General features: G+C 72.3%; 11 protein-coding genes. 4 read left to right on the top strand and 7 right to left on the bottom strand.

Annotation, left to right across the window (positions count from 1 at the left end; all coding sequences use genetic code 11):
- Positions 1 to 59 precede the first annotated feature (59 nt).
- From ACFY9S_RS35020 to ACFY9S_RS35010, 3 genes are all read right to left on the bottom strand, one after another.
- Positions 60 to 665 (bottom strand): methyltransferase domain-containing protein, encoded by a 606-nt coding sequence (locus tag ACFY9S_RS35020; RefSeq protein WP_391136814.1) that lies wholly within the window; start codon positions 663 to 665, stop codon positions 60 to 62.
- A 123-nt stretch (positions 666 to 788) separates the two neighbouring features.
- Positions 789 to 3290 carry an FtsX-like permease family protein gene (locus tag ACFY9S_RS35015; RefSeq protein ID WP_391136811.1) on the bottom strand — a complete coding sequence of 834 codons (2502 nt, stop codon included), beginning with the start codon at positions 3288 to 3290 and terminating at the stop codon, positions 789 to 791.
- Positions 3284 to 4042 carry an ATP-binding cassette domain-containing protein gene (locus tag ACFY9S_RS35010; RefSeq protein WP_391136808.1) on the bottom strand — a complete coding sequence of 253 codons (759 nt, stop codon included), beginning with the start codon at positions 4040 to 4042 and terminating at the stop codon, positions 3284 to 3286. The genes ACFY9S_RS35015 and ACFY9S_RS35010 overlap by 7 nt, the downstream gene beginning before the upstream one ends.
- Before the next feature lie 279 nt (positions 4043 to 4321).
- Between ACFY9S_RS35010 and ACFY9S_RS35005 the strand changes: the two genes are divergently transcribed.
- Entirely contained in the window at positions 4322 to 5077 is a 756-nt protein-coding gene (locus ACFY9S_RS35005; RefSeq protein ID WP_391136805.1) for an alpha/beta fold hydrolase, read from the top strand.
- Here ACFY9S_RS35005 and ACFY9S_RS35000 read toward each other — a convergent pair.
- Positions 5061 to 5699 (bottom strand): VTT domain-containing protein, encoded by a 639-nt coding sequence (locus tag ACFY9S_RS35000; protein ID WP_391136802.1) that lies wholly within the window; start codon positions 5697 to 5699, stop codon positions 5061 to 5063. The genes ACFY9S_RS35005 and ACFY9S_RS35000 overlap by 17 nt on opposite strands.
- Before the next feature lie 173 nt (positions 5700 to 5872).
- Here ACFY9S_RS35000 and ACFY9S_RS34995 point away from each other — a divergent pair, with 173 nt between their 5' ends.
- Positions 5873 to 7144, top strand: a complete 1272-nt coding sequence (locus tag ACFY9S_RS34995; protein WP_391136799.1) for a sensor domain-containing protein — start codon at positions 5873 to 5875, stop codon at positions 7142 to 7144.
- A gap of 24 nt (positions 7145 to 7168) precedes the next feature.
- A complete protein-coding gene (locus ACFY9S_RS34990) occupies positions 7169 to 7843 on the top strand; it encodes a LuxR C-terminal-related transcriptional regulator (protein WP_391136963.1) in 675 nt (224 codons plus the stop codon).
- Positions 7844 to 7873: 30 nt separating this feature from the next.
- On the opposite strand, the gene ACFY9S_RS34985 is transcribed toward ACFY9S_RS34990, so the two are convergent.
- Positions 7874 to 8866, bottom strand: a complete 993-nt coding sequence (locus ACFY9S_RS34985) for a LuxR C-terminal-related transcriptional regulator (RefSeq protein WP_391136796.1) — start codon at positions 8864 to 8866, stop codon at positions 7874 to 7876.
- A gap of 168 nt (positions 8867 to 9034) precedes the next feature.
- Here ACFY9S_RS34985 and ACFY9S_RS34980 point away from each other — a divergent pair, with 168 nt between their 5' ends.
- Positions 9035 to 9241, top strand: a complete 207-nt coding sequence (locus ACFY9S_RS34980; RefSeq protein ID WP_391136793.1) for a hypothetical protein — start codon at positions 9035 to 9037, stop codon at positions 9239 to 9241.
- A 16-nt stretch (positions 9242 to 9257) separates the two neighbouring features.
- On the opposite strand, the gene ACFY9S_RS34975 is transcribed toward ACFY9S_RS34980, so the two are convergent.
- Complete coding sequence (locus ACFY9S_RS34975) at positions 9258 to 12287, bottom strand: BTAD domain-containing putative transcriptional regulator (RefSeq protein WP_391136790.1); 3030 nt, start codon at positions 12285 to 12287, stop codon at positions 9258 to 9260.
- A gap of 312 nt (positions 12288 to 12599) precedes the next feature.
- The gene (locus ACFY9S_RS34970) at positions 12600 to 13523 is read right to left on the bottom strand and encodes a helix-turn-helix domain-containing protein (protein WP_391136787.1); all 924 of its coding nucleotides are present in this window, start codon (positions 13521 to 13523) and stop codon (positions 12600 to 12602) included.
- Positions 13524 to 13655: the final 132 nt, after the last annotated feature.

Below are 13655 nucleotides of genomic sequence, written 5' to 3'. Positions count from 1 at the left end.
CGATCCGCCGCTGTACCCGTGTCGGGTACAGCGGCGGACTCATGCGCCCTGCGGGGGATTCAGGAGCGCATGCCTGAGCTCGCCGCGGCACGCGCACCGACCTGCGCGACGAGGAGATCGATGGTCGCGGGCGACAGGCGGGGGCGTGGACGCCGGGCGTGATAGACGAACGCCGGCGGCAGATTGCCCCACACCGTGCGGCCCGGCACCACCTCTTCGAAGGACGAGCCGAGCATGCGCCGGAAGCGCCGTGCGGACGACAGGTACGTCGCGTGCACGTAGCCGAAGGTCGTGAACGCCCCCTGCGGTGCCAGGACCCGGCGTACGGAGTCGAGCGTCGAGCGCTGCGTCGTAGGGTCCAGGCTGGCCCAGGGCAGCCCGCTGATGACGGCGTCCGCCGCACCCAGTCCGCACTCGGCGAGCAGCCGAGGCAGCGCGACCGCCTCGTCGTTCAGGATCTGCACGCGCGGAAAGCGCTCGGCGAGCGACGATGCCAGCCGAGGGTTGATCTCCACGGCCAGGTGATGACCGCGACCGCCGAGAAGCTCCTGGATCACTCCGGTGAACGCCCCGGTGCCGGGCCCGAGTTCGACGACCACCGGGTTGCCTGACTCGGGCACGGGCAGGGCCACCTCGGCGGCCAGCCGGCGCGAACTGGGAGCCATGGCACCGACCTGCCGGGGACTGCGCAGGAACTCTCTGAACAACGACCCGGGTGCCGCGGTCTCACTCGTCAACTTCTGTGCCTCTCAGGCTCGTAGGGATCGGGCGGTACGTCTGAGCCGGGACTACTCGCGCATGCCCGCCAGCTCCACCGGCCGGGTGCGCAGGGCGAACGACGCGGGCAGGGTGGCCGCGAGGACCGCGAGGAGGGCGCTCGCGGCGATCACCGCACCCACCGTAGGCCAGGGCACCACGATCGCGGAGCGCACGTCCAGCAGGCCGAGGGCGGTGCGGACGCCGAGCAGGTTCACCGCCGAGACGGCGGCGCCGAGCACCGCGCCGACCACCACGACCATCACCGACTCGACGGCGACCAGGCGCAGCACCTGGGTCTTCGTCGCGCCCGTCAGGCGCAGCGCGGCGAGGTCGCGGACCCGGTCCGTGGTGGCCATGACCAGCGTGTTGGCCAGCGCGATGCCCGTGTAGACCAGGGCGATGGCCAGGATCATCAGCAGGCCGAGCCGAGTGGACTCGCTGGAGCGCGGGTAGTGCGCGTCGATCCACTGCCCGGCGCCGAGCACCTCGACGCCGCTCGCCTCGGCCGCCGCGCGCAGCCGCCGGTCGACGGCGGCCCGGTCGGCGTCGGCGGCGACCTTGATGTCGACGCGGTCGACGCCCGCGCCGGCGGCGTTGCGCGCGGTGAGGTACACGCCGTTGTTGCCGGTGCCGATCCCGAGGACCGCGGCGATCCTGAGGTTCGCCTTGCGGCCGTCGCCCAGCCAGACGGGCACCCGGTCGCCGACGCGGGTGGTCAGCCATTCCTCGTTGACGACGATGCTGTCGTCGTCGAGGTCGGCCAGTTTGCCTGCCACGACCGGGAGTTGGGACACCGCGGACAGGTCCGTGCCGCTGTCGACGGCGCGGGCCTCGGAGCGGACGAGGGCGGTGCCCTCCTCCAGGACGGTCACCCCGGTCGAGCGGGACGTGCTGACCGTGACGCCGGGGACGTCACGGGCCGCCCGGACGAACCCGGCGGGCAGCGCCCGGCCCGCGTCGCCCGACGAGACCATGTAGTCGGCCCGCGTCTGGGCGCGGGCCTCGGCGGCCTTGGCCTCGTTGATGGTGGCGGTCGTGCCCATCAGTGAGCAGGCCAGCGCCACGGTGATGATGACCGGCGCGGCCACGGCCGCCGTCCGGCGCACCCCGGCCGCCGCGTTCTCCCGCGCCAGCATGCCCACGGCGCCCGGCAGCCGGGCGGGCAGCCAGGTCAGCAGCCGGGTCAGTGGCCGCACCAGGACCGGCGCGAGCAGGGCGATCGCCACGATGAGCAGCATCGGCTGGGTGATGTACGTCTTGCGCTTCAGCACGTCGCCGGGGTTCTCCACCAGCGCCATGACGAGCAGGCCGAGGCCCGTGAGCAGCACGGCGGCGGCCACCAGGAGACGGCTCCACGGCATCGTGCCGCTGTCTACGGCGGACTCCCGCAGCGCCGCCGTCGGTCCGGTCCGGCCCGCGCGGAAGGACGCCACGACGACACCGCACAGGGCCACCGTCAGGCCGGTCCAGAAGGCGACATGGAGCGGCCAGGCCTGCTCACCGATCCGGAACCAGGTCGGGGCGATGCCCTGTCCCGACATCCACGAGGCGAGCCGCGGCGCGGCCCAGCGACCCAGCCAGCACCCCGCGGCCGATGCGAGCAACCCGATCACCAGGGCCTCCGCGTAGAGCATGCGCCGTACCTGGCCGGGGGTCGCGCCCGCCATCCGCAGGAGACCGAACTCCCGCCTGCGCTGCGCCACCGCGAAGGTGAACGTCGAGGCGACCACGAACACCGACACGAACGCGGTGATGCCGGCCGCGGTGCCGAGCAGGGCGTTCACGGAGACCAGGGCCTCCTTGTCGCGGTCCGGGTCGGGGTCGGCGCGCCGCCGGTCCTCGCCGGCGAGGACGGCCATGCCCGAGCCGGTGCCGAGCGCCGCGCGGACGGCGGCCGGGTCGGCGTCCACCGTCACCCGGTCGATGCGCGGTGACAGGCGCGCGGCCTCGGCGGCGGTGAAGAACACCGCCGACTCGAAGCCGGCCGCCGGCACCGTGCCGACCACGGTGCGGGTGCCGGCGCCCTCGGGCGTGACGACCTGGATCCGGTCCCCGGCGCGCACCTGCGCGCCGGGCCCGGTCGTGACGACGACCTCGCCGGGCGATGTGGGGGCGCGTCCGGAGGTGAGACGGTACGGGGTGGCCGCGGCGACGGCCCACGAGTGGCCCACGAGCGCGGCGTCAGCGCCGACCCGCCGGTCCGCGTCCGGCACCGACACCGGGAACGTACGGTCCTCGGCGACGGGGCCCACCGTGGCCAGCTTGCCCGCCAGCTCCTCCGGGACCGCACGGGGGTTGGTCAGCGTCGACGTCCGCACCCCGATCGGGGTGTCGGCCTTCACCTCGTCCGTGCCCTGCACCACGACCCGCGCCTCGGCGAACCGTTCGGTGCCCCGCTCCGGCGCGTCGAACGTCGCCGCGAGCGCGAGGCCCGTGGTGGCGATGAGGCCGACGCCGAGCGCGAGCGCGACGAACGAACCGACGAACGTGACCCAGCGGGTGCGCATCCCGCGCAGCGCGAGACTCAGCACGACGCCACCGCCGAGGCCTTCGACGGGACGGCGCTCAGGGCGGTCATCCGCTGGGCGACCTGCTCCGCCGTCGGGGAGTACAGCTCGCCCTGGACCGTGCCGTCGGCGAGGAAGAGCACCCGGTCCGCGTAGGAGGCGGCGACCGGGTCGTGCGTCACCATGATCACCGTCTGGCCGCGGTCGACCATCGCCCGCAGCAGCGTCAGCACCTCACGGCTCGTGGTCGAGTCCAGGGCGCCCGTCGGCTCGTCACCGAACAGCACCTCCGGCTGGGTGACCAGGGCACGGGCGAGCGCCACCCGCTGCTGCTGGCCGCCCGACATCTCGCTGGGCCGGTGCCCGGCGCGCTCCCGCAGCCCGACCTTCTCCAGGACGTTCAGGACCTCGGACCGCCGGGGGCGGCGGCCCGCGAGCCGCAGCGGCAGCCCGACGTTCTGCTCGGCGGTCAGCGCGGGCAGCAGGTTGAAGGCCTGGAAGACGAACCCGATGCGCCGCCGGCGCAGCAGCGTCAGCTTCTTCTCGCTCAGCCGGGTCAGATCGGTCTCACCCAGGAAGACCTGCCCCCCGGTCGGCCGGTCGAGCCCCGCGGTGCACTGCAACAGGGTCGACTTGCCGGAGCCCGAGGGGCCCATGACGGCGGTGAAGGTACCCCGCGGGATGTCGAGGCTGACCTGGTCGAGGGCGGTGACCGCGTTGTCGCCTGTCCCGTAGGACCGGGTCACGGAGCGGAGCCGGACGGCTGCTTGATTCATGGTGTCCACTCAATCGGGCCCGCGCGACGGTGACATCGCAGCGGGACGGAATCTTGGGGGTGGAGGTAGCTCCACCCTCCTGTGCACGATGGCTGCACCCGGCATGGAAAGGGCAGAGCACGGGGCTGCAAAAAGCTGCACCGGCAGCGTCCTGCCCGCGCCCGCCCCGCCCGTGGGCCCGGTCGCGACGGATCATGGCGGGGCCGGGGGCCCGTCAGGGGCCGTGCCACGACAGGGCGAGGGTGGATTCGTATGGGTGTCGCAGGAGCAGGGGGCGTTGTGGGGACGGGGATCAGGAGCCGCTGGTTCCGGCGCTACCCGGCCGCGGACGGGAGCGTCCGGCTGCGCCTCGTCGGCTTCCCGCACGCGGGCGGCACGGCGACCCTCTTCCACGGCTGGGCGGCCCGCCTGCCGCGCGGCGTGGAACTGCTCGCCACGCAGTACCCGGGGCGTCAGGAGCGGCTCGCCGAGCCCTGTGCCGAGTCCATGGCGGAGCTCGCCGACCGCATCACCGACGCCCTTGAGGACGTCCTCGGGCCCGGACCCCACGCCCCCGTCGCCCTGTTCGGGCACAGCCTCGGCTCCGCCGTCGCCTACGAGGTGGCCCGCCGCCTCGACGAGCGGTACGGCATCGTGCCCGAGCGTGTCGTCGTCTCCGGGCGCGGCGCCCCGCACACCGAACGCGGCGGCGCCCTCCACCTCCTCGACGACGACAGTCTGATCGCCTCGGCCCGGGGCCTGGGGGACCTCGGCTCCGCCGTCTACGACGACCCCGACCTGCGCCCGTTGCTGCTGCCCTCGTTGCGCGGCGACTTCCGCCTCATCGAGTCCTACCGGCCCACCGACCCGGCGCCCCTGCGCGCCCCGGTCACGGCGGTCGGCGGCGTGGACGACCCGGGCTGCTCCCTGGCCGACCTGCTGTCGTGGCGGCCCCTGACCACATCCACGTACGAGCACCGGGTCTTTCCCGGCGACCACTTCTACCTCGTCCCGCACGAGGCGGAACTCCTGACCTATCTCAACCAGCGGTGGTGAGCGCGGCGTTCGCCTGGGCCTTCCTGCTGCTGAGGTACGACAGCAGCATCGGCAGGGAGCTGGTCAGCAGCAGCACGGCGCCGCCGGCGGCGAGCACCCCCGAGCCGCCCCACTTCTGCCAGGAGCCGCCCGCGATCATCCCGACCGCCACACAACTGGGCGCCCACAGCAGGCTGCCGAGCAGGGACAGGCCGAGGAAGCGGGTCCAGGGCACGCCGACGGTGCCGCACATCACCGGCACCAGCGTGCGCAGCACCGCGTTGAACCGGCCGAGCAGCACCGCCCGCGCGCTGTAGGTGCCGACGGTGTGCAGCGCCGCGCGGTAGCCGGGAGAGTCGGTCACCCGGGCCGGCAGGTTCCTGACGAGCCGGGGACCCCACCGGCGCCCCACCAGATGACCGATCACATTGCCCGCCAGCGCGCCGAGCACCGCCATCGCGATCGCGGCGGGAAGCGGCAGCGCGCCGTGGTGCGCGAGCACGCCGCTCGCCATCAGGGCGGTCTGCGAAGGGAACAGCATGCCGAGCAGAGGGAGCGCCGGCTCCGCCATGGGAAGCAGGAAGACGATCAGCAGCGTCAGCCACACGGGCACAGCCGCCAACTGTTCCTGGATCCACACCATTTCGGTCCTCCCGCTGTGCCGTCGCCCCGTCGTTCGGAGCCCTTACAGCAGACCGCGCGGGGGCGTTCCGGCACATCGCAGCTGGGCCCAGTCATGGCCGGTAGCCGGCGCCCACCCCGATGGTGGAGCTAGCTGGGTGGTCCGGGCCGGAAAGGTCTCATAACGTGCGGCGCATGCACCCCCCGACGATCTGGACCCGGCTCCACCTGCGCCACTACGTACGCAGCGGCTGGCCCTGGCGCGCTGCGCTGTACCTGCTCAGCAGCGCGGTCCTCGGCCTCCTCACCCTGCTCACGCTCGTGCTGCTCGCCGTCGCGGGCAGCGTGCTCACCGTGGTCGTCGTCGGCCTTCCGCTGCTGCTCGTCCTCGTCCTCACCGGGGTGCCGCTGGCCTCGGTCGAGCGCGGCCGGCTGCGTCTGATCGACAGCGAGCCGCTCGCCGATCCGCACCGCGAACCCGACCGCACCGGCCTCACCGCCTGGCTGCGCACCCGGCTCCAGGAACGCGCCACCTGGCGCGAGCTGGGCTACGCGGTGCTCTTCGGCTTCCTGCTGTGGCCCCTCGAAGCGCTGGTCGTGGGCTCCGTCCTCCTCGTGTGCGGCGGGCTGCTCGCGACGCCGGTGATGCTGGCGGTCGACGGCGAGGAGGCACGGGTCCTCAAGATGTGGATCGTGGACAGCTGGCCCGGGGCGCTCTCGGCGGCGCTCGCCGGGCTGCTGCTGCTGCCCGTCTTCTCCTACCCGCTCGGCGCGATCGCCGCGGGCCGGGCCGCCCTGACCCGCTTCCTGCTGGCCTCACCGACCGGCGAACTGAACTCGAAGATCAAGGAGCTGGGCCGCTCCCGGGTCCGGCTCGTGGACGCCTTCGAGGCGGAGCGGCGCCGCATCGAGCGCGATCTGCACGACGGGGCGCAGCAGCGGCTGGTCGCCCTGTCCATGACGCTCGGCCTGGCCCGCCTCGACGCGGCGGACGGCCCGCTCGGCCCGTTGCTCGCCAAGGCGCAGGACGAGGCGGCCACCGCCCTCGTCGAGATCAGGGAGCTGATCCGCGGCATCCACCCCCAGGTCCTCACCGACCGCGGCCTGGTGGCGGCCGTGGAGGACCTCGCGGACCGCTCGACGATCCCCGTCGACGTGGACCTCGACCTGCCGGTCCGGCCGCCGGAGGCGATCGAGACGGCCGTGTACTTCGCGGTCAGCGAGGCCCTCGCCAACGTCGCCAAGCACAGCGGCGCGAGCAGGGCCGTGGTGCGCGGCGGCCTGGACGAGGGGCAGCTGGCCGTGGAGGTCGAGGACGACGGTCACGGCGGCGCGGACACCGGGCGGGGGACGGGCCTGCAGGGTGTCGCCGACCGTGTCTCGGTACTCGACGGCCGCCTGCTGGTGTCCAGTCCGCCCGGCGGGCCCACCGTGTTCCGCCTGCTGGTACCCTGCTCAACTGCCTGATTCGACCGCGTGATTGAGGAACTGATGCTGCGCATCGTGCTGGCCGAGGACAGTGTCCTGCTCCGCGAAGGACTCGTCGGCCTCATGGAGCGCTTCGGGCACCGGGTGGTCGCCGCCGTGGGTGACGCGGACGAGCTCACCGAGGCGGTCGCCGCGCACGAACCCGACATCGTGGTGACCGACGTACGGATGCCGCCCGGCTTCTCCGACGAGGGCCTGCGTGCCGCCATCGCCCTGCGCCGCCGCCGGCCCGGACTGCCGATCCTGGTCCTCAGCCAGTACATCCAGCGGTCCTACGCCGAGGACCTGCTCGACTCCTCCGACGGCACCGGGGTGGGCTATCTCCTCAAGGAACGGATCGGTCACGTCGAGGAGTTCGTCGACGCGGTGCACCGGGTCGCGGAGGGCGGCACCGTCGTGGATCCCGAGGTGGTGCGCCAGCTGATCAGGCACCGGCGGGATCCGCTGGCCCGGCTCACCGCTCGGGAGCAGGAGGTGCTCGCGCTGATGGCGGAGGGCAAGTCCAACGCGTCGATCGCCGCGGCCATGGTGGTGAGCGAGGGCACCGTCAGCAAGCACTTCGGCTCCATCCTCACCAAGCTCGACCTCTCCCTCGACGACACGACCAACCGCCGGGTCCTCGCGGTCCTCGCGTATCTGCGCGGCCGGCCCGGAGTGGACACCGCCCAGACCTCATAGGTGCCTCGGCGGGCCCGGACCGCCCAGGCCCTACACCGTCAGCAGCCCGCGCTGCGCCGCGACGGCCCCGAGCTGGAAACGGCTGCGGGCGCCCAGCTTGGTCATCAGCTCGGCGGTGATCCGCCGGCTCGTGCGCACGGAGACCCCGAGCTTGCGGGCGATCACCTCGTCGGTGAGTCCGCCCGCCATGAGGCCGAGCACCGCGCTCTCCTCGTCGCTCAGCTCCCGCGCCCGGCCCGGCGCCCGCTCCTGGCCGAACTGTGACGCCTGCCGCCACACCTGCTCGAACAGGGCGCGCAGCGCGGCCACCGGCCCAGGACTCGACAGCAGTAACGCACCCCGGTCCGGCTGGTCCGGGTCGAGCGGCACCAGGGCCTTGCTCCGGTCCCAGATCACGATCCTGAGAGGTAGCTGCGGCGCGGTCCTGACCTGCCCGCCCTGCTGGCTCAGCCACTGCGCGTACTCGGTGGTCGGCCGGTCGTTGCGGATGCTGTGCGCGTAGACGCACCGCACCTGCACGGACCGCGCCAGCAGCATCTGGTCGAGCGGCTTGGCCGCGTTCAGCCTGTCGGCCGGCTGCGCACCGCCGGGCAGCAGCGCCTCGGCCTCCTCGCGGCACTCCTGGCTCACCTTTTCGATACATGCCTGGATCGCATCGGGGCCCTGGGCGAGCTGTACCGATTCGATTTCTTCGGTACGGGCTCCGCGCCGGTATTCGGAGATGAGCTTTTCGGCCGCCGATTTACTCTCGGAGAGAGACAGCTGGAGTTTGAGTAATTCCCGCTCCTGGAACTGGACGAGCGACCTCAAACCCAGTTCCGGATCCACCGCCCGAGTGCCTCCGTGGTGTTCCTGCGACGACTGCACCAGAGCCAGTTCGGCGAGTTCGCCCAGGGCGCCGGTGGCCCGGTCGAGCGGCCATCCGAGCTGCTCCGCCATGTCCTGCGGGCTCGCGCCCGGCTGTCTCAGCAGAGCGCGGTAGGCGCGTTCCGCATCCATCCCGACGCCGATCTCCTTGAGCACGCTGGTCCCCCTCCGCTGTCGACTTCGGAGCCGACCTTAGCCCGCGGTCATGTCGGCTCATTTTCTCCGGCCGGAGGCGGGAGAAATCGAGGAGAAATAGCGGCGATGATTCGCTGGGGTACGGTCTGTTGCAGCTGAAGAGTTCAGCGACGGAGGGGATTCCAGGACATGCAGAAGAAGACGGGTTTCGTCGTGTCGGTGCTCGGTGCGGTCGCGGTCAACATCGCGCTGATGAGCGGTACGGCCGGCGCCGACGACCTGCCCTGGACGGGCCCCGGCCCCGGCCCCGGCAGCGCCGTGACGGACGTGACCCACCTGGTGGACGGGGCCCTGGACGGGGCCCTGGGCGACGGCGACCTGCCCTGGACCAAGTAGTCCGGACAGGCCGGTGTCAACGAGTGGCCAGGAGGCGCTCGAGCGGCACCGGCCGGCCCTCGGCGGAGGCATCGCCGACGACGTCGACGAGCCGGGCCGTGCGCTCCTGCCACGAGGACGCCGACAGCACGGTGAAGGCCTGGTGGGCCCGTCGCAGCCGGTCCACCGCCGCGGCATCGCCCCGCAGGGCCTCGGAGCAGGCCCGGTCGGTCTCGATACGTGCCTGCAGGAACCGGTCCCCGACGTCTCCGGCGGCCGTGAACGCCTCGCGCAGGGTGAATTCCGCGGCGTCGTACAGTTCCTGGCGCCACTGGGCCTCGCCCAGCGCGCGCAGCGCGTACGCCTCGCCGAGCCGGTCGCCCTGGGCCCGGGTGAGTTCGATGACCTCCTGGCAGGTCCCGATCGCCTCGCGCAGATCACCGATGCGCAGATACGCCTCGGCGAGCCGGTAGACGTTCTGGGCCCGGCCGCGCACCGACCCGCTCTCGGCGCTGGCCGTGATGGCCTGCCGGGTCAGCGCGATCCCGGTGTCGTTGTCACCGCGTTCCAGCTCGATCTGCGCCAGCAGGCCGAGGGCGTGCGCGGCGCTGACCGGGTCGTCGGTCTCCCGGAAGCGGGTGAGCGCGGCCCGGCAGTGTTCGGCCGCGCCGTCGAGGTCACCGCGGAAACGGGCGCACAGGGCGAGATTGCGCAGCACCACCGCCCGCTCGTGCGGGTCGTCGGCCCGGTCGAGCAGTTCCATCGCCGAGGTCAGCAGGCCGTCGGCGTCCTGGTATCGGCGCTGGTAGATGGCGAGCGAGCCGAGCGAGCGCAGCATGACGGTGGCGCCGAAGGTGTCGTCGGCCTGCCGGGCGCTCTCCAGGGCGCTCAGTGCGGCCTGCTGCCAGTCCTCCTGGTAGTTGCGCATCTCGAACAGCGGCATGGCGCGCGCGGTGAGTTCCCAGGCGTGGGCGGCGGCCTCGTGCCGTGCCGCCGCGCCCACCATGGCGAGGATGCTGCCCCGCTCCGACTCGAACCACTCGAGCGGATCGGCGAGCAGCTCCGCGACCGCGTCCACCGGCAGCTCGTGGACGAGCCGGGCCGAATGACGTGGCAGGTGTCCGGCGCCGTAGAGGAGTTGGTGTGCGGAGCCGGCGAGCGTGAGCAGGGTGCCGTAGGCGCGTTCCAGGGCGTCCGCGCGATCCTGGCCGGAGTCCTCGTCGTGGGCGCGCTCCCAGGCGAACAGACGCAGCAGTTCATGGAAGCGGAACCGGGCGGACGGTCCGGACTGCGTCAGGCACAGCTCCAGGAGCTGGGCGTCCACGAGCTGTTCGAGCAGGTCCTCGGCCTTCATCAGGTTCACGTCGAGCACCGCGGCGCCCGCCCACGCGGCGAACCCCTCCACCGGGAGCAGCGCGAGGCGCCGGAACAGCACGGCGGCCTCGGGTGACAACTCCCGGTAGCTGAGCCAGAATCCGGCCCGCACCCCGCCGTCGGAGGGGCTGAGCACGTCGAGCCGGCCGGCTCCGTCCTCCAGACGGGCGGCGAGCCGCTGCAGCGACCGGTAGGGGCGCGGGGTGAGCCGGCCCGCGGCGATGCGCAGGGCCAGCGGCAGATGCCCGCACAGCTCCGCGAGCCGCGCCGCGGCCTCGGGCTCGGCGGCGACCCGGTCCTGCCCGATCACGGTGGCGAGCATCCGGTCGGCCTCGTGCGCCGTCATCACGTTCAGCTGGATCTGGACCGCCCCGTAGTCACTGACCAGTTCGTCCAGCGGATCCCGGCTGGTGATCAGCACGACGCACCGGCCGCGTCCCGGCAACAGCGGCTGGATCTGCCGGAACGAGCGCACGTCGTCCAGGATGACGAGCAGTCTGCGGTGGTTCAGCAGGGAGCGGTACAGCGCGGAGCGCTCCTGGAGGCCGGCCGGTATCTGCGCGCTGGACACCCCGAGGCCGCGGAGCGCCTGGTCGAGGACGGACAGGGACGACAGCGGCCGGTTGGACTTGTCATAGCCGTGTACGTCGATGAAGAGCTGCCCGTCGGGAAAGCGGTCGGCGACCCGGTTCGCCCAGTGCACGATCAGTGCGCTCTTGCCGATGCCGCTCACCCCGGTGACGACGGCCACCGCCGGTGTGGACCCGTCGGCGCTGCGGCGCAGCAGTGTTTCCAGTGCCTCGATCTCCGGCTCGCGTCCGGTGAAGGTGGAGAGCGCCAGCGGCAGTTGGGCGGGAATGCCCGGGGCGGGGTCGGACGGGGCGGTGGTGGCGGCCACCCTGGCCGGCGCGGGCGCGTCGGGGCGCGGCTCGGAGTCGTCGGAGTCCTGCAGTACCCGGCGGTGCATCTCCTGCAGCACGGGCCCGGGTTCGATGCCGAGCTCGTCGACGAGGGCCCGGCGCCCTTCGCGGTAGACCTGAAGCGCCTCGGCGCGCCGGCCGGCCATGTGGTGGGCCTGCATCAGATGCGCCCGGGCCTGCTCGCGCAGCGGGTTCTCCTTGACGAGCGCCGCCAGTTGCGCGCCGACCTTCTGGTGGTGGCCGAGCCTCAGCTGGAGGGCCGCGTACTCCTCGCACACATCGAGCCGGAATTCGGCCAGCTGACCGGCGACATCGTCGATGTGCGCTCCGGAGAGGCCGTCGAGTGCGGGGCCCCGCCACAGGGCGAGAGCATGCTCGAACAGCTTGGCGGCTTCCTCCGCCTGTTCGTCGTGAGCGGCCACCATGCGGGCTTTCGCCACCGACTGGTGCAGGTCTTTCAGATCGATATAGCAGTGTGTGGAGTGAAGTATGTAGCCGGGGTGGCTCGTTTCGATCATTTCCGCCGGCACGGATGCCTCGCGGAAGATTCTTCGCAGCGAGGTAATGCAGATGGCGATTTGGTTCCGTGCCGTGGCCGGCGGGTCTCCTTGCCACACCGCCTCGGTGAGGCTGTCGACCGAGACGACCCGGTCGCTGGAAAGCAACAAAGTGGCCAGAACTGATCGTTGACGCGCACTGCTGATGCGGATCGGTTCGTCGGTGACGGCTGCCTCGAGCGGCCCGAGCAGCTTGAACGACAACCTCTCACGCACAGCGAATTCACATCCCCGTCGGCCGTGCGACGCCTTCTCGCCCCGTTGACCCCCATGCCTCACGCATTGGGGAATTGGAAGGGCCGCACATGTAATGATCGCGAAACGGAAGGGGAAGTCAACTGCGTTCCCGACCTGCCGGGTGCGGCCCTTGCGCGCTCAATTCAGGGCATTGGTCCGCTGTGTGGACGGCATAAGACGAGTGCCCCTCAGCCTGTGGCCGCGCTCTCGCCGTGGCCGCCGCGCAGCCACAGCGGCTCCGCGGGACCACCCCCGGGCCGGATGGAACCCGGCCTGGGGTTCTCGCGGGTTTCAGCGGGTGGATTCCCGCTCCACCGGCAGCCACAGCTCGGCGTCCGCCTCAGTGCCGTCGTCGGACAGGCGGGTGCGGAGGATTTCCGGGCCGGGGCGGGTGCGGTACGGGTTGGACGGGAACCACTCGGTGAACACGTCGCGCCAGAGTTCCTGGATGGCCTGCGGGGCGGGCCCCGAGGTGGTGAAGACCGCCCAGGTGCCGGGCGGGACCGCCAGGCTGGTGGTGCCTTCTGGGACCGGGGCCGAGACCGGAGTCGAGGTCCGTGCCGGGACCGAGGCCGGTGCCGGTGCCGGTGCCGAGGTGATCACGGCGTGGTAGTAGTCGAGTTCCGTGCCCTCCGCGCGGCTCGGGTCCAGGTCGTCGCAGACCGCGACGATGCCCCGCGGTTCCTGGTCGGACAGTTCCTCCAACCGTTCCCTCGCGGACTTGTCCAGGCCGCGGACGAAGTCGATGATCGCCTGGTTCGGGCCGGAGTGGATCAGGGGGATCCGGGTCTTGAAGCCCGTGACGGTGAAGGCCGGGCGGTCGACGACGCGGTAGTGCATGCTGCTGTTCCCTTCGACGGTGAGGCGGAAGGCCAACCGGGGCTGGGAGACGAGCGCGGCGCCGGTGCGCCGGGCCTCGCCCGGGCCCACGCCGTGCATCGTGCGGAACGCCCGCGCGAACGCCTCGCCGGAGCCGTAGCCGTAGCGGATCGCGATCTCCAGGAGCGTCGCGTCCCCCGACAGCACCTCGGCGCCCGCGACCGTCAACCGGCGGCGGCGGATGTACTCCGACAGCGGCATGCCGGCCAGGGCCGAGAACATGCGGCGCAGGTGGTACTCCGAGGTGCACGCCGTACGCGCCAGATCCGCCACGTCGACGGTGCCGCGGAGGTTCCGTTCGATCCGGTCCATCGCCTGGTTGAGCCGGTCCAGCACGTCCGGTCTCCTTCCTTTTCGTGCTCTCACGCTAGGCAGCGCGGGCCCCGCCGCACCCGACATCCTGTGCCCGCTCCGGTCGGGTGCCGCTCGGATGCCGTCCGCACTGAAGGCGTAGGAGAACGGATGTCC

This window comes from Streptomyces sp. NPDC012474 (assembly GCF_042955185.1).
Lineage (GTDB): Bacteria > Actinomycetota > Actinomycetes > Streptomycetales > Streptomycetaceae > Streptomyces > Streptomyces cahuitamycinicus.
The sequence above is the reverse complement of the archived record's forward strand: the minus strand, read 5'-3'. Positions and strand labels throughout refer to the sequence as shown.